Source organism: Nitrospira tepida (genome assembly GCF_947241125.1).
Taxonomy (GTDB): Bacteria; Nitrospirota; Nitrospiria; order Nitrospirales; family Nitrospiraceae; genus Nitrospira_G; species Nitrospira_G tepida.
On the sequence record NZ_OX365700.1, the window covers coordinates 2,345,566 to 2,360,673 of the forward strand.

At 60.5% G+C, this 15,108-nt stretch carries 13 protein-coding genes, 2 tRNA genes and 2 pseudogenes; 5 read left to right on the forward strand and 12 right to left on the reverse strand.

Annotated features, from left to right (window positions below):
- Window positions 1-16: 16 nt before the first annotated feature.
- Window positions 17-1,090 carry a GSU2403 family nucleotidyltransferase fold protein gene (locus QWI75_RS11135; protein ID WP_289268650.1) on the reverse strand — a complete coding sequence of 358 codons (1,074 nt, stop codon included), beginning with the start codon at window positions 1,088-1,090 and terminating at the stop codon, window positions 17-19.
- Window positions 1,091-1,754: 664 nt separating this feature from the next.
- Window positions 1,755-2,591: pseudogene (locus QWI75_RS11140) on the reverse strand (transposase); the annotation flags it as partial.
- Between the two features lie 88 nt (window positions 2,592-2,679).
- Here QWI75_RS11140 and istA point away from each other — a divergent pair.
- Both istA and istB read left to right on the forward strand, forming a co-directional pair.
- On the forward strand, window positions 2,680-4,017 hold the full coding sequence (istA, locus tag QWI75_RS11145; protein WP_289266912.1) for an IS21 family transposase: 1,338 nt from the start codon (window positions 2,680-2,682) through the stop codon (window positions 4,015-4,017).
- Window positions 4,014-4,796 carry an IS21-like element helper ATPase IstB gene (gene istB / locus QWI75_RS11150; RefSeq protein WP_289266911.1) on the forward strand — a complete coding sequence of 261 codons (783 nt, stop codon included), beginning with the start codon at window positions 4,014-4,016 and terminating at the stop codon, window positions 4,794-4,796. Before istA ends, istB begins: the two co-directional genes overlap by 4 nt.
- Here istB and QWI75_RS11155 read toward each other — a convergent pair.
- On the reverse strand, window positions 4,724-5,398 hold the full coding sequence (locus QWI75_RS11155; protein ID WP_289268651.1) for a hypothetical protein: 675 nt from the start codon (window positions 5,396-5,398) through the stop codon (window positions 4,724-4,726). The two genes, istB and QWI75_RS11155, sit on opposite strands and share 73 nt — an antisense overlap.
- Window positions 5,399-5,662: 264 nt before the next feature.
- Between QWI75_RS11155 and QWI75_RS11160 the strand changes: the two genes are divergently transcribed.
- Both QWI75_RS11160 and QWI75_RS11165 read left to right on the forward strand, forming a co-directional pair.
- Window positions 5,663-5,739 (forward strand) — tRNA-Pro (locus QWI75_RS11160).
- 484 nt (window positions 5,740-6,223) lie between these two features.
- Window positions 6,224-6,300: transfer RNA gene (locus QWI75_RS11165), tRNA-Arg, on the forward strand.
- A 306-nt stretch (window positions 6,301-6,606) separates the two neighbouring features.
- Here QWI75_RS11165 and QWI75_RS11170 read toward each other — a convergent pair.
- The 5 genes from QWI75_RS11170 to QWI75_RS22825 form a co-directional block, all read right to left on the reverse strand.
- On the reverse strand, window positions 6,607-7,194 hold the full coding sequence (locus tag QWI75_RS11170; RefSeq protein WP_289268652.1) for a DUF8453 domain-containing protein: 588 nt from the start codon (window positions 7,192-7,194) through the stop codon (window positions 6,607-6,609).
- 610 nt (window positions 7,195-7,804) lie between these two features.
- On the reverse strand, window positions 7,805-8,056 hold the full coding sequence (locus QWI75_RS11175) for a hypothetical protein (protein ID WP_289268653.1): 252 nt from the start codon (window positions 8,054-8,056) through the stop codon (window positions 7,805-7,807).
- A 919-nt stretch (window positions 8,057-8,975) separates the two neighbouring features.
- Window positions 8,976-9,158, reverse strand: a complete 183-nt coding sequence (locus tag QWI75_RS11180; RefSeq protein ID WP_289268654.1) for a DUF1059 domain-containing protein — start codon at window positions 9,156-9,158, stop codon at window positions 8,976-8,978.
- Between the two features lie 347 nt (window positions 9,159-9,505).
- Window positions 9,506-9,637, reverse strand: a complete 132-nt coding sequence (locus QWI75_RS11185) for a hypothetical protein (RefSeq protein WP_289268655.1) — start codon at window positions 9,635-9,637, stop codon at window positions 9,506-9,508.
- Between the two features lie 70 nt (window positions 9,638-9,707).
- Window positions 9,708-9,917 (reverse strand): BrnT family toxin, encoded by a 210-nt coding sequence (locus QWI75_RS22825; RefSeq protein ID WP_370693635.1) that lies wholly within the window; start codon window positions 9,915-9,917, stop codon window positions 9,708-9,710.
- Between the two features lie 211 nt (window positions 9,918-10,128).
- Here QWI75_RS22825 and QWI75_RS11190 point away from each other — a divergent pair.
- Window positions 10,129-11,472 (forward strand): annotated as a pseudogene (locus tag QWI75_RS11190) (IS1182 family transposase); the annotation flags it as partial.
- A 377-nt stretch (window positions 11,473-11,849) separates the two neighbouring features.
- On the opposite strand, the gene QWI75_RS11195 reads toward QWI75_RS11190, so the two are convergent.
- The 4 genes from QWI75_RS11195 to QWI75_RS11210 all read right to left on the reverse strand — a co-directional run bounded on the left by QWI75_RS11195 (window position 11,850) and on the right by QWI75_RS11210 (window position 15,047).
- Window positions 11,850-12,212: a pentapeptide repeat-containing protein gene (locus QWI75_RS11195; RefSeq protein WP_289268656.1), complete on the reverse strand. Its 363-nt coding sequence runs from the start codon at window positions 12,210-12,212 to the stop codon at window positions 11,850-11,852.
- Window positions 12,213-12,337: 125 nt separating this feature from the next.
- Complete coding sequence (locus tag QWI75_RS11200) at window positions 12,338-12,922, reverse strand: class GN sortase (RefSeq protein ID WP_289268657.1); 585 nt, start codon at window positions 12,920-12,922, stop codon at window positions 12,338-12,340.
- Complete coding sequence (locus tag QWI75_RS11205; protein ID WP_306417609.1) at window positions 12,919-14,592, reverse strand: marine proteobacterial sortase target protein; 1,674 nt, start codon at window positions 14,590-14,592, stop codon at window positions 12,919-12,921. Before QWI75_RS11205 ends, QWI75_RS11200 begins: the two co-directional genes overlap by 4 nt.
- The gene (locus QWI75_RS11210) at window positions 14,517-15,047 is read right to left on the reverse strand and encodes a VIT domain-containing protein (RefSeq protein ID WP_289268658.1); all 531 of its coding nucleotides are present in this window, start codon (window positions 15,045-15,047) and stop codon (window positions 14,517-14,519) included. The genes QWI75_RS11205 and QWI75_RS11210 overlap by 76 nt, the downstream gene beginning before the upstream one ends.
- Between the last annotated feature and the right edge of the window lie 61 nt (window positions 15,048-15,108).

Genomic DNA, 15,108 nt, shown 5'->3' on the forward strand with positions numbered 1-15,108 from the left:
ACGCGAGGCGTCAGGGTCAGCGCTTGATGGGTCTCCTGAGAGAAGGAATTGCTGAAAAAAGTCTCTCGCAGACCTCAGGAAAGCGGGTTGCGAGTCTTGATGCAGCCGCTCGGACCTTGTCAGTCATGTCTCCTTTCTCTCGCGTGAGTGCCTTCCAGGCCAGGGCCAGGTCTCCGGGCCTGTCTTCCGTCAGCACCTCGACCAATTGAGCGGCTTGCGCAAGATCTTTTTGAGCCTTGGTCTGATCGATCACCGCGCGCGATCGCGAGACAAGAATCTTATGGAGGGCATACCGGGCGGGGTGTGGGACATTGACGAGCACCCCGCCTCCGTTGACGATCCCGGCCGGTTGAGATTGCTCCAGGAGGTAGGCAAGAGAGCGGAGCGGTTGCGCCGCCACATTGAAGCGCTTGATGATCACGGGCGTATCGTCGCGGCCCTTGCATTGTGGGGTGACGAAGTCGACGCGAAGCGCGGTTCCACGCACTTTGAAGGATGTGGATGGGTGCTTCCGGTTGAGGGGAGGAACCGGGACAAACCCCATCTCCAGCGTGTGCAAGATCTTGGGAACATCGGCCTGAAGATCAGGCAGGGCGATGTCGATGGCTGAATGTCCGGCGATGTCGATGTCTTGCGTCTTCAGATAGGCGCCGGCCCATCGGACCCCCAGTAGATTTCCCATCACGGCAAACGCATGGGTTCCGATCAACACGCCGCCGAGTTGGAAGATCCCGGCGTCAGCGAAGGCCTTCAGAATGCGTGCCGGCGCCGCATCGGTGGACAACGCGCCGCCGATGCGCAGTTGGGCGGAGAGCCGCTGAATTCGGGCGGCGTCACCTTCGATATCGGCCCGTTCGTGCAAAAAGCGCTCGACGACCCTGTCGAGCGCAGGTGACTTCTTTCCGACGTATGCCTGCCGAGTCCGTCCGCCGGGGTCTGAATATTGGAAGTAGTAGTAGGTCTCCCCTTTGACACGTTTGGTGGTGAAACAGCCTGGAGCGAGACCAAGGGAACGGTGACGTGCCGTTGCCAGGAGTTGCGCCAAGAATTCGGCATAGAGCGTTTGCGTTTCGAGCGGAAGGCGTTGCATGGCGCGGCAGCCGACTCTCCGAGTTATCCGCAGGATACCCTGAAGCTGCGTATAACTCAACAGACCGGAGAGCGACGGATATCCTCATTGCTCGCGTGAGCGATTCAATAAACGACGGACCTGAAACCGTATATCGCTGCCAACAGCGATAACCATTAGCCCGCATTATTCATGACGATTCGTGGCGTTCCACCCGTTGCATGAGAGACGCAACGGGTACCCGGCAGTCGCCAGGCGTTGGACCCATTGCATGTTCGACCCGTTGCATGGAGCAACCCGCAACGGGTCCCCCGGCAATGGGTACCCCCAAGCACAGCCGCGAAGGACCAAGGCGTACTTGAAACAGTACGTCGAGGGGCGCACGGCGCGATGAATAAAGAGCGCCATGTCTGTGCGCGCCGCCGAGTTGGTGAGGCGGCCGGACCTGAGCGGCGAGCACGCCCGCCATACCAAGCTTCGCTTGAGCCGCCGCGTTCGATCACATCGCGGCGGAGAGGTACGTTGCCTTCGACTTCTCATGTAGGCTCTGTCGCAGCGGCGAATCGGGGCGCCCGTTGCTCCTCGGTTGCAATGGGCCAAAGCAGCAGAAGTGCCCATGAATAATGCGGGTTAAGTGAGGGGGCATCGGCGGCTGGTTACGCGGCGCAGAGACCCTATTCTCCGGCTAAGCAGGGCTGAGCGCCAGGATTTTGCTTCGCGCCAAGGCCAAAAGGGTCTGTTGGACCGCTGCTGTGAGGCGCAAGAGCGTGCGGCGGGCATGATGGATGACTGTGCCGACCGTATTGAACACCAGAAACCGCAGCCGCTTCGGCCGGGCGTCGGAGAAATCTCCGGGTAGCGCGAGGCGCTTCAACGCGCTGAGCAGGTTATACGTGAGCACGTTGAGCCGGAACCAGGCGGCATTGGCGCCAAACTTCCCACTGGGCAGGGCCTCTGCCGCCAACTCGTTCTTGAGGACATGATGCACATGCTCCACCGTCCCGGCCTTCTCTCGGTGCCAGCGGATCAGGGAGCGACCGTCGCCCTCCCGGTTGGTCACGATCGCGAAGTGTTTCGCGGTGCTGCCATCCGCGAACAGCTCGCCTTGGCGGTGTCGCACGCGAATCGCCAAGTAGCGCCGCGCGCAAGGCCGACCCTTCCGGTAGTCCTTATCATCGGGGACAGAGGGCACCTCGGCCCACTCGCGGATCATATCCGGCTCGTCGCGGTCTGGTTGCCAGGCGGTCCCCGGCAGCCGCTCGATCTCGGCCCGCAACGGCGGGCTCATGTCCGCGCTGATTGCGTAGCCGATCCCTCGCGCCGGCTCCTCGCACCACGCCAGCACCTCCTGTTCATACAGGGCGCTGTCGCCCCGGACGAAGAGCTGCTCCACGCCGGCTGGCAACGCCGCCACGGCCCGCTCCAGGATGCGCACGTTGCCGCAGCCCGCCGGCACGTTCCCATCCCGGAATTCGTCGTGGACGACCAGGTCCTGCTCGGCCCAGACGACCACGACGGGTTGATAGCCCGACGTGTGTCAGCGGTCATCCAATAATCCCCAGGTGTGGTCATTGAATTTTCCCCACCCTCCTAACTGAAGGAGGAGGGAGATGGGACTTGACGAGACGGGAGCGTCGGCGATCATGCGTGCCCAGGGGGACCAATCTGGGGAGGCATGCATGGTGGATCAGGAGCGATGGGCGGAGATTCGACGGTTGTTTCACGAGGAGCGGGTGTCCATTTCAGCGATTGGGCGGCGGTTGGATCTGGATCGCAAGACGGTCCGGCGCAGTCTGCGGCAGACGACGTGGCACCCCTATCGCCGGGCAGCGGTGGCGGAGACGCTGCTCACCGCCCATGCCGACTTTGTGCGGACCCGCGCCCCGCAGGTGGGGTACTCGGCGCGGATTCTCTACCAGGAACTGCGGGCGAGCCGGAGCTACACCGGCAGTTATGAGACGGTGAAGCGGTGTGTGGCGCCGCTGCGCGAGGTCCAGCTGCAAGCGGAGCGGGCCCTCCTCCGCTTTGAGACCCCGCCGGGGCAGCAAAGTCAGATTGATTGGGGCCAGGCCACCGTGCCCTTCCGCACCGGTCCCGTCGTGGTGCACGTGTTCGTGCTCACCTTAGGGTTCAGTCGCCGCGGCTTCTATCACGCGTGTGCCGATGAGCGCCTGGCGCAATTTCTGGAGGCCCATGAACGGGCCTTTGCCCATTTCGGCGGGCACACCCGCGAGCATCTCTATGATCGTCCGCGCACCGTGTGCTATGCGGATGAGACCGGCCGACGCCTCTGGAATCCCACGTTCAAAGCCTTTGCCGACTATTGGGGCTTTGAGCCCCGCGTGTGTCGGCCCTACCGGGCGCAGACCAAAGGCAAAGTGGAATCGGGCGTGAAGTATGTGAAGCGGAACTTTCTGCCCGGGCGGACGTTTGTCGACGTGGTGGACTTCCAGGCCCAGCTCGACGAATGGAACGTGACGATCGCCGACCAGCGCCTGCACGGCACGACTCATGAGCGACCGATCGCGCGGTTTGAGCGAGAACGCGAGCACCTCGTGCCACTGGCGGGCCAGCGCGGCTTCCAGCAGGAGGCGCGGGTCTCGCGGATCGTGGCTGAAGACTATCTGGTCAGCTTCGACACGAATCGGTATTCCGTGCCCTTCCGCCTGATTGGGCAACGGGTTGAGGCGCAACGGCGGGGCGACACCATCCATATCTTCCATCGCGACCGCGAGGTGGCCACCCATCCCGTGTTACCCGGCCGCCACCAATTCCGCATTCTGCCGGAGCACGGCCCCGGCGCCAGTGCCCGCATTGCGCGCCAGCGCCGGTCAACCCTGAGCGAACTGGCCACTCACCCCGGTGCGGTCCCGGAGGTCGAAGTGCGGGATCTGGCGTGCTACGAGGCGGTGTGCGGGAGCGCGGCGGCGCACGAGGTGCAGCCATGAACCCGGCGCAACTGGAACGGCTCCGTGAACAGCTGACGCGGCTGCGGCTCCTGAAGAGCCGCGAGCGGCTCGACGCCCTCTTACAGGAGGCGGCGGCCAAGGACCTGTCGTATGCGGACTTCCTCGATCAGGTCCTCAGTGAAGAAGTGACCGCCAAAGCGGAGAAGAACATTACGATGCGCACCAGTCTCGCGCGGTTTCCGTTTGTGAAGAGTCTGGAGGTCTTCGACTTCGCCTACCAGCCGTCGCTGGATAAGAAGCAGATCCAGCAAGTGGCCACCTGCCACTTCATCGAGCACGGCGAGAATCTCGTGATCTTGGGGCCGCCCGGGGTCGGCAAAAGCCACCTGGCCATCGGGCTGGGGCTCAAAGCGATCGAGCGAGGCTATCGGGTGTTGTTCACGACGGCCGCCGCCATGATCGCCACACTGACTCGAGCCCTGACGGAGAATCGGCTGGAGGACAAGCTGAAGCTCTACACGATCCCGCGGTTACTGATCATCGATGAGATCGGCTATCTGCCCATTGACCGCACCGGGGCCAACTTGTTTTTCCAACTCATCTCGCGTCGCTACGAGAAGGGGCCGATGATTCTCACCAGTAACCAGAGTTTCGGGGCCTGGGGGGAGGTCTTCGGGGACCGGGTGCTGGCGACCGCGATCCTGGATCGGGTCCTGCACCACGCCATCACCATCAATATCCGTGGTCATTCGTACCGGCTCAAGGAGAAACTTAAAGCCGGTTTGGTGCGCGTCGAAGAAGCCGCCACGACCACGTAACCAGGGTGGGGAGTTTTCGATGACCATAACTGGGGAAATTTGGGTGACCCTTGACACGACGTGCCCTCGTACGTCACCGTCGCCGTGCGCTTGTGGGCTTCCAGGATCGTGGCATCCACATCCAGCGTGGCGGTGCGCTGCGGCATCTGCTGCTGCACCGCGGCGAGGATGCGCCGGTTCGCGGCCCCCACGCCCGCCAAGGGCGCCGACTCCTCGGGCACGGCCGTCTGCTCGCCAGCACGCAGCAACGGGAGATCCTCGACATGACACGCCTCCAAGAAGTCGCGCATCGTGGTGGCCGCGGGCAGCTCATAGCCCAGCAGGGCGGCCAGTGCGGCATCGGCGCGCAGGGTCGTGAGGTCCTGGCAGCGGTCCCCGCCCGCCGCCCACAGCGCGATCAGCGTCTCCACCCACTGCGCCGACGTCACGCCGCGCTGCCGCTGTTTGATCCGGACCTGCTCATCGACGACCTGCGCCGCTCCGACGCGGCGAAACAGCTCGATCACCAAGGGCACGCCCGCATGCGCGGTGACCAGACGGGGATCAATGCGGTCGTCAATCTCGAACGGCAGCCGAGGACTCGCAAACGGCTTCTCAGGCATCAACCTCCTCCTTGGTTGGCGAATCACCCATTGGGTGAATCACCTCGCAAGGCTGATGCCATGCGGTCGCCTGCTGCTCATGCGTCCAGACCGATTCCGTGTCCATCACGGTTGGGAGCTTAGCCGGAGAATAGGGGAGAGAAGCCTTACCTAGACTCTCTTTGGGTGTTGCTGTATAAATGTCTGACGCGAGTAGGGCTGGGAGCGGAGCCTTCCCATGAAAATGGTTGCCGAGTCGGGTCATGGCACGTAGTCTGAAATCGTCGGGGCGTAGCGCAGCCTGGTAGCGCGCCTGCTTTGGGAGCAGGATGTCGGAGGTTCAAATCCTCTCGCCCCGACCATCCCATGCTTGGCGTGTACCGCCGGCTCGTCGGGCGCAGCCCTCTTCATTGCGCCGGCGGAGAAACACCTCAAGCAATCTTGGTCTCATCTTTGATGACTTGGCGTGTACCGCGGGCTCTTCAGGCGCAGCCCTCTTCCTTGCGCCGGCGGAGAAACACCTCAAGTGCGTGGGCTTTCTCTTGTTGTATGTGTGTACCGCGGGCTCTTCAGGCGTAGCCTTCTTCATTGACGCCTCCGGAGAGACACCTCAAGCGGTTTTTGTTATTGCTTGCGGTGGGTTTTTGGTACCGCCGGCTCATCGGGCGCAGCCCCTCTATACCAAGCTTCGCTTGACCCGCCGGCTATTCATCGTCGTATTGTAACTAGGCCGGCGGAGAAGCACCCTATGTGGTTCCGTTCTTTTTTTCAGATGTCGCCGGAGAAACACCTCAAGTGCTTTCTCTCTACTCAGCACTCAGAACTTAGCACTCAGCACTTCCGGTTGCGCCCGTAGCTCAGTTGGATAGAGCAACAGCCTTCTAAGCTGTGGGTCGCTGGTTCGATTCCAGCCGGGCGCACCATCCCATGCTTGGCGTGTACCGCCGGCTCATCGGGCGAAGCCCTCTTCTTTGCGCCGGCGGATAAACACCTCAAGTGATTTTATCCTTCTTGGAAGTGTAGCGCCGGCTCTTCAGGCGAAGCCTCTCCCAATTGACGCCACCGGAGAAACACCTCAAGTGATTTGACCCTTGCTTGGGGTGTGCGTGTACCGGCGGCTCACCGGGCGTAGCCCTCTTGATTGCGCCGGCGGAGAAACACCGCCAGTGATTGTCAAACTGGAGACCCACTGGAAAAGGCTGGAATCAAATGGCGTCATTGCTATGGCTCTATTTCATTCGGCTGTAGGGACCGTAAATAGCTACGCCCAGGTCGGTAGGATCGAAAGTGCCGGGATAGTACGCCCCAACTTCGGTAATTCTCTCCCTCTCCGTGAGTACATCCCGATACTTGGCGCACGCATGAATGAAGATCTTGGCAGTTCTATTTTTAATCATCTGGATTTCCTCGGCAGACATTTTCCCACTGCCGGTAGGAAGGGTGGTTCCCCAAGTTTTGTTTGGCGGGAGTATCCCAAGATTTACATTCGTCTTGGGGCATTGGTAAGAGTCATATTGGGGAATTCCCGTAAAGTCGTTAGGAGGACCGCCGATGAACTCAAATTCAAAACCAGCTTTGGCCTCAAGAGCGGGGGTTTGGCCAATATTCTTGAAGGTAATATCAAACACAACCCCATCTTTCTCAATGCTTTTTATTACAAAACGCTCAACCGCAATCAAGGCACTAGTGGAAGCTGCAGCAGCATCCGACGCTCTTCTAGTCTCGGTCAAAGTATCTTGCATCGACTGCCATTGCTGACTCGCAACCCACACATTGACTACCGTAGCGCCTGTTATGACCAATGTAGCGCAAGCCATGATCCAGTCCGTTATGTTTGGATGATTCTTTTGTTGCCGATTTTGTTGGTCGCGGGGTGGGCTGCTCTTTGTGTTCAATTGCTTGGTCCGTTCGACTGGATGCGAAGATTGAATTGTGTGGCCCTCTTGGGGCTCCGCTTGCTGAGTCTGTGGATTACTTATCCATTCACTGCTCTTTGGCTCTGCGGGAGGTGGTTTTGGTGGTTCTAGTTGACCCATCTGTAAGGCTTTTAGTTTTTGTTTTACTCGCTTGTGTCTTCGTTTCTTTCTTTTTCGGCTCATTCGATTTTGGGTGGATGAGGGCTTCAAGCGCCTCATCGAATACTATTTCAAGTCCTTCTTCTTTTCCCTATATTTCTTTTTGACTTAGGAATACTGTAAGTGGTCGATTTTCCGTCCAAGCTCCTCCACGGCCTGTGCCAATTCATGAACAGCCTCCACCAGGTTCTTGATCCTTTGTCGTCGCTGTTCGCGTACTTGGCAAGGTGGGCTTATGTTTCGCGTTGGAAATTGACGATATCGATAGTTGTCCTTTGAAAGTTAAGAGGGAATGGCAAGCCAATTAATGGGGCGCCGGCGGAGGTAACACACCGGCGCCTGTCCTTACTGGCTAGGCCTGAGCGATTTGGGTAATCGTGTTGAATGATGCCCAACCGTTCATCCCGGTCACCAGCAAGCCATCATTCTGATCGATGTACCGCCGGAGATATTCGCGAATGGTTGGTGCATCACTCTCTGAGCGCACGATCCAGGTCGATTCAAGGGCCTTCTTCGCTCGCAAGCGCCCCAAGGCGTCCCAAAGATTCTGATAGTTCTGCCCGGGCTTGCGGAGATCATACGCGATCAGATACAGATTGGCCATGATCCAATCTCCTTAAAGCTATCGCTAGTAAGGCGATCGTCTGTGCGATTGTCTTACAGCAACACTAAATGTTGAGGGACCGCGCCCTGCAGCAAGGAGAGGAATGCTTGACAGGCCGAACTTGAGGGGTGTAGCTTCCCCGCACGGCACCATTGTCTACGTTGGCTACGGTGCTCACCGGGGGCCGACACTCCTGACCCTGCAAGGAAAGAGTGTTGGCCCTCGTTGTTGTTAAGGCCATCGCGTACGTGAGCTTAAAGCGCGACGGCTACTTCCGGCGTCACAGATATCCTCCACTCATACAAATGCGCAGACGAAAGTTCGACGTGCTGCGCGCTACGAACCGTCCACAAGTGTCCATTGTATGCAGATGCCGTTTTTTGTCAACGCTAACGTTTCAGGCGCTCTCGAAAAGGCATCACGTACGTTGATCTTTCTACAGGTTTGTTTTACAATATCGCCCTCTCAAATTCGCTTTCAGCGAATCCGCCCTTCCTGGTGACCAGTCGGTGAGTCCTAAAGCGATTCGCCACGGATAACGGAAATTTGACGCAAAGCAGTTCTCAAACCCTCATCAAAAGGCTTCGAGGCCGTATCGTCCGAGGCGATTTACGAAGCGGATGGCGGAATTTGCCTTTCTCCATTGGCGGATGACATCAAGGGAATTGCTCTGGAGGATTGATCGGCGGATCGTCTACCTCAGCCGGGGTGGGGAATCGGCTGATTCTGATGCCGTGGTCCCAGATTCTTGTGCGATGCGGGGGACCTCGAAGGTTACTTTCGCCGTGCCGTGGCGGTGGATGGTGAATCGGCCGTGAATGTTCGGTTCATCACACATGCACACTTGGGCACAGCCGCCCACCTCCCGCGCAGCCTGCTTCAGCCGGTTGTTAGGCCGTGAATGTTGGGATCGTGGCTCTTACTTCTCGTCCCGGATCGCTGCCTTCACTTTCGCTATGAGGTCGGGCGTCACCTCCCGAATCCCATGCTGCTTCGCATGTTCCATGGCGTTCTTCAGGACTTCCTCATCAGTCTTCCCCCGAACGACATGCGTGCATCCGGACGACGGATCAACCTTGGCACACTCGACGACTTTACCCATGGTGGATCCTCCTCTTCGAGCCGGGGGCTCGAGGTTCGGGAAGATGAACCCGCTAGAAGATGTGCGATTGGCAGATTACAGAATATAGCGGGCGGGAAGCCGTAGGCAAGGACAGGTTGGATGGCAGGCGGGTGCGGAGGTTTACTTCCGGTACCGCATCCGTGTCCCGTGAGTCAGAGAGAGGGTGATTTCTTCCGGGGAGAGTTCCAGAGGGAAATAGGCGCCTGAGATCTGGGCGTTGTTGATCCTGGCTCCTTCAGGCTTGGTGGTCGGGAAGCTGATGCCGCGCAGAGTGCCTCGCGGGAGGTAGGCTGCTGAAATCTAACGGACCGGGTCGATGAAGAGGCTCACGTCAACGCTTCGAGCAGTTCAACATCTTTTTTCAGAAGTTGATTGACGAGTTCTGTCACCGGTTTGCCGCTCCTCTTGGCGATGCGCTCCAACCGTCTGCGCGTTGCGTTGTCGAGGTAGATCGGCAAATTCAGCTCGGCTCCTTTCCTGAAAAATTTTCCCCGAACCCCTTTCGAGAAATCGTACTCGCGTCTCATGCTACGTCCTCCGGTATTGCTTCAATTCGTTTTTGGTGGCTTTTCGAGCCGATATCAATCGAATAGTCGCTGTGTCATGGGCTGTTTCTCGAAAAGTATGGCTGGCGACGAGTATAGCGCCCATGGTGTCCATCCCCATCGTAATCCATCGCTCCTCCCGTTCACTATGGGGCTCGTCAAATTCTGAAAGGGCATCTGGATCGAGAAAGATCGTGGCAGCTCGCTCGAAGTAATCCCATGCTTTCGAAGATTCTGCCGGGCTTTAGCGTGATCCCACCCGAAGTGATACTGAAACCGGTTGCCCACCGGCCAATTATTTCATACTAGGAGCCTGTCCGACATTAGCCTCAGAAACATCTTGTTCGAGCCCTCCGACTCGTGTATAGGCATTCATACCTAACTACGAGAGAGGAGGCGTTGTCATGACCACCCGCACCTTTCGCCCCTATGACCCCGAGGAGCTGTGGCTGTTGCCGCCGTCGCCGCGCGACTGGCTGCCGGAGGATCACCTGGCGTACTTCCTGTCGGATCTGGTCGACGAATTGGATCTGACGCCGATCCTGGAGCCCTATCGGGGGGTGACGCGCGGCACGGTGCCGTATCATCCCCAGATGCTGGTGACGGTGCTGCTCTATGCGTACGCGGTGGGCCTGCCGGCGTCGCGGCAGATTGCGCGGGAACTGGAAGAGGATGTGGCCTTTCGGGTGCTGGCCGCGAACCAGCGGCCGGATTTCCGGACGATCAGCGACTTTCGCAAACAGCATCTGACGGCGTTGGCCAAGTTGTTCGTCGACGTGCTCAAGCTCTGCCAGCGGGCCGGCTTGGTGAAGCTGGGGCACATCGCCTTGGATGGGACCAAGGTGAAGGCGAATGCGTCGAAGCACAAGGCGATGAGCTACAGCCGGATGGTGACGGAGGAGGTGCGGCTCAAGGCGGAGGTCGAGGCCTTGCTCAAGCAGGCCGAGGCGGCGGATGCCCGGGATGATGCGGCCTATGGCCCTGACCGGCGCGGCGATGAGTGGCCCGCCGAGCTGGCGCGCCGGGAACAGCGCCTGGCGACCATTCGCGCCGCCAAGGTCGTGCTGGAACACGAGGCGCAGGCGGCGGCCGCGGTGCAGCAGGCGGCCCGCGAGGCTCGTGAGACGGAAGGGCCGCGCCGGGGTCGGCCGTCGCAGCCGCCCAGCCCGGTTCCCCACCCGAAAGCCCAGCGGAACTTCACCGACCCGGAGAGCCGGATCATGCCCGCCCCCGGGGCGAAGGGCAGCGTGATCCAAGGGTACAACTGCCAGGCCGCCGTCGATGCGACGGCGCAGATCATTGTCGCGGCGGAGGTCACGGATGAGCCCAATGACAAGCAGCAAGCCCAGCCGTTGCTGACGCAGGTGCTGGTCAACACGGAGCAGGTTCCCCGGACTGTCAGCATGGATGCGGGATACTTCAGCGAGGCGAACGTCGGGGCCGTGGCCGCGCTGGGGTGTGAGCCCCTGATTCCGCCGGATCGGCAACTCCATGGACAACCCGTGCCGGCTGTGCCCCGGGGCCGGCCCCCTATCGGATTGTCGGTGGCCGACCGGATGCGCCGCACGCTCCGCACAAAGCGCGGGCGACGGCTCTATGCCCGGCGGAAAGCAATCGTCGAGCCGGTGTTTGGTCAGATCAAGCAGGGCCGCGGCTTCCGGCAGTTCTTGCTGCGCGGGATGAGGAAGGTTCGCGGGGAGTGGGCGCTCATCTGTACGACCCACAATATGCTGAAGCTCTGGACCGCCTGGCGACGTCGACGCCGACCCGCCTGCCGGAGCGCGGGCAGGCGCCCCGGCGAGGGGCTGTGGGCACTGGGCAGCGGCCGGAAGGCGAACCGGAGAGGGCGGGAACAGTGAAAGGGCACCGTGCCAACCCATGCGCAGCCGAGTACGAACTGAATCAGCGGTCAAGAGCATGGTTCTCTCAGGTCAATGTCGGACAGGCTCCTAGATTCAACCGGCCAAGGAAAGATTGCGGCATTTGCGATTCGGTGGGTGTGGCGTGAGGAGCCAACGCCCCTTTCTTTGACAGGTGGCAGTTGGCTGCGGCGCAACCGGCGAATGAGTGCGTTCCCCTGATCCTTGAAATTGATTTAACTACGACGGAGGGAGGTCGTATTGGACTACTTCCGATACCGCATCCGGGTCCCGTGGGTGAGGGACAGGGTGATCTCTTCCGGGGAAAGTTCGGCGGGAAAGTAGGCGCCTGAGATCTGGGCGTTGTTGATGCTGGCTCCTTCGAGGTTCGCCCGGCGGAAATCCACCCCACGCAGGTCTGCTTGTCGAAAATAGCTGTCGCTGAAATCCAACCCGTCCGCATCCAACCCACGCAGGTCGAGCCCCCGCAGGTCGCAGTTGCGGAGGTCCACCGTCTGGCCCGAGGCCTTCTTCGCGTTGAACTCGGCGATCGCTCCGTCGCGCAAGAGCTGATAAAGGGGATCGTTGGAGATGCGCAGGCGTGAGGCATGCGGCTTGGTGACGCCCATAGACTATCGCCTCCTTCTGTTCTTTTCTCGGACGCCGTCGCACAAACTTGAATCCCGCTGCTGAACCAGGACGGGGACAGGCACCGCTGCAGACGGCGGAGCCTGTCCCCTTGGCTGCACATGGGTCACCCATCACTCATCTCCGCCATGACGACATACCGGAGCGGCCCGCCAGGCACCAAGGCGTCAAATGGGTAGCAGGTGACCGGAAGCAGCGTATGACCGTCCTCTTCCGAAACATGGAACGGCAGTCTGCCGTCGCTCACGCTGCTGCCAAGGACCCGGTAGCCGACCAGGGCGTCCTGGGCAGTCTGCACGTTGATTCTATCGTCCGGTTCCAGCCGCCGAAGAAACCCGAAATGGGTATCCCGATGCCCTGTGATAACGCTCACGCCTATCATGCCCGGTCTCGCGCTGCCTTCATAGTAGGCCGGGCCGAAGGCCAGCGTCCGTCCGTTCGCGCCGGACAGCACGATCTCGTCGATCCGGAGGCGAGGCACGATGAGCCTGGCGATGGGGACCGTATCGGCCCAGGGCCAGGGTTTGACGGTAGTCCGTCGTTCAATCGTCTCTTCCCAGGCCTGCCGCAGCAACCGTTGCGCCAATAGGGCCTTCATGTGGATCCACCCTCCTTGAAACAATTCCCACAGGCCGAAACTGCCGATGATGCCGATGACCAAGCCGGTAGAGAGCCGTCCGGACAGTCTCATTGTGTTGAACCTCTGAGACGAGCCGCGAACAGCAGCATCAGCAACAGCGCAAGCCAGCCCATGGCCAGGTGCAGAAGAGCGGAGGTCGCAGTCTGCGGCAATCCGAAAATGTGTTCGTAATCCTGGCCGTGAGGGAGGTCGGTCGGAAGCGGCTTCGTGCGCAGCGGCTCTGCGGCAGGCCTAACAGGCGTGACGTCGACGGCGACGAGGCTCGTGAAACGGCTGACCAAATGATGCCGGAGCGCAACCTCGACGATCTGGTTCCGGAGCGAGGCCTGGTCGGAGCTATGGGCGAGACGTTCTGTGAGCGCGTGAATCGCCTCTCTGGCCCACAGGACGGCAATGCCCTCCCGCGCTTGACGATCGGTCAAGTAGAACTCGGCCTGCCAAGGGCGAGAACCGATCCGTCCCGCGAGCCTGATCCGGTTTGGAAACGACGGCGCCTTGAGCGTGATCAGAATCGGTTCTCCCGTATAGAGATCAGGAATTCGCACCGGCAGCAGGTCTGTCTGGGTCCAGCCCTCGCCCGCGATCGCGAGATCGGTCAGGACCGGGTGCTCCAGCTTCTGGAACAGGCCCGTCATCCGTTCGCGCACCTGGTCGATCTTCCCGATATAGGTAAAGGAGCCGCGGCCGATCTCAGCCGCCCGCCGCATGAAATAGCTGTTGGGCGCCGAGCTGATGCCGACCGTGAACAGGCGGGAATCGCCCAGCCGCTTCTCGATCGTCGCGAACAATTCCGTTTCGTTGCCGATCTGCCCGTCGGTCAAAAAGATCACCTGGCGCAGTCGATCCGGTTGCACGGCTCCATCCAGGCCGAGCGCGAAGGCCGGGAGCATCTCCGTTCCCCCGGTGGCCCGGAGCGCGTTGACATAGTGAAGCGCCTGATCGAACTGGGCTTGAACGGCCGGCTGAGGAGAGGCAAACAACCGGTGCGTGACGCTGTTGAACTGGATGATGTTGAACCGGTCCTTCGGGCGCAGGCGGGTGAGGGCGAGACGCAGCGCGTCCTTGGCCTGATCGAGCGACGGTCCATACATGGATCCGGACGTGTCGATGACAAAGAGGACTTCGCGGGGCAGGCCGATAGTTTCGTCCTGAGCGACCTCCGGCGGCGTGATCATGAGCAGGGAGTATTGGGAGTCTTCGCGTGATTCGGTGAAGAGGGCTGTAGTCGGCATGGAACCGGGCTGCGGCCGCCAGATCAATTCGAAGTTGCGATCGGCCGGTACCGACTCATCCGAAAGCCTGACGTGCCAGTGCGTGGGCGCCTCGGCCGTCGCCTCGATAGCATGGAAGGGAGAATCGACCTGCGAGATCGGAAAGCCCGGCATGAGGTCGATCGAGAGGGTGACCGGATTGATGGGGCCTTTGGAGGGATGCAGCACAGGAGGGGTGATCCGGGAGGCGTCCGGCACTTGATCGGTCTCAGGCGCCCAGCCTGGACCTTGAGCATCGGGATTCGACGAGGAAGGCGATTCCGTCGAGGGGGCTGGGAGCGGACGACCAGGAATATAGCGCGGCCCGATTACCATCGGAAATCGCAGATGAGAGGTTCCCTGGTCGAACCGGATCCTGTCCTGATATTCGATCTCTATCTGAACGGTTTCCTTGGGTCCGATGTTGGCGACCGAGGCCGTGAACAGGTTGGGCCGTTCCTGCTCGACCAGACTCTCGTGCGCTTGCCCTCCGACTTAGCCCGTTCGTAGGTTTTCTTCGCCCCACCCCGTTCCTTGATCTGGCCTTCGATGAGCCGTTCGCCGATTCTCATCCGGAGATGGTCTACGGCGGCCCGTTCCGGCAGGGGAAAGGCGTAGATGCCTTCCATCCAGCTCTCGTTGGGGTTGGAAAACTGCTGGCGGACCTTGGCACGGGCGATGAGACCGGTGACCGAGATGGTGATACCGGTGTGGAGAGTCGGTGCGGGGATCAGCACACCGGGTTGGTCGGTCTTCAATAGGAGCGAGCCGCTGGTGATCTCTTGCAAGGACATCCCAGGGGTTTGGTCCGAGGCAAACGCGATCCCATACAAAGAGGTCATCCATTGGCCCACGGTCAAAACCATCGCGAGCGGGATCAGGAGGAGCATCAGCCGGGCGTGATGAGGGGATGCGAAATCGGGCATAGGGACTGACTCCTTGGGGCAAAGGGTTCAAGACGACTGTTGGTATTGGGAAGGCCGGAGG

What these genes read in the sequence shown, in the direction of transcription:
- QWI75_RS11135 (WP_289268650.1), bottom strand. Translation starts at nt 1,090, where the DNA reads ATGCAACGCCTTCCGCTCGAAACGCAAACGCTCTATGCCGAATTCTTG.
- istA (WP_289266912.1), top strand. Translation starts at nt 2,680, where the DNA reads ATGGGACTTGACGAGACGGGAGCGTCGGCGATCATGCGTGCCCAGGGG.
- istB (WP_289266911.1), top strand. Translation starts at nt 4,014, where the DNA reads ATGAACCCGGCGCAACTGGAACGGCTCCGTGAACAGCTGACGCGGCTG.
- QWI75_RS11155 (WP_289268651.1), bottom strand. Translation starts at nt 5,398, where the DNA reads ATGCCTGAGAAGCCGTTTGCGAGTCCTCGGCTGCCGTTCGAGATTGAC.
- QWI75_RS11170 (WP_289268652.1), bottom strand. Translation starts at nt 7,194, where the DNA reads ATGGCTTGCGCTACATTGGTCATAACAGGCGCTACGGTAGTCAATGTG.
- QWI75_RS11175 (WP_289268653.1), bottom strand. Translation starts at nt 8,056, where the DNA reads ATGGCCAATCTGTATCTGATCGCGTATGATCTCCGCAAGCCCGGGCAG.
- QWI75_RS11180 (WP_289268654.1), bottom strand. Translation starts at nt 9,158, where the DNA reads ATGGGTAAAGTCGTCGAGTGTGCCAAGGTTGATCCGTCGTCCGGATGC.
- QWI75_RS11195 (WP_289268656.1), bottom strand. Translation starts at nt 12,212, where the DNA reads ATGGGCGTCACCAAGCCGCATGCCTCACGCCTGCGCATCTCCAACGAT.
- QWI75_RS11200 (WP_289268657.1), bottom strand. Translation starts at nt 12,922, where the DNA reads ATGAGACTGTCCGGACGGCTCTCTACCGGCTTGGTCATCGGCATCATC.
- QWI75_RS11210 (WP_289268658.1), bottom strand. Translation starts at nt 15,047, where the DNA reads ATGCCCGATTTCGCATCCCCTCATCACGCCCGGCTGATGCTCCTCCTG.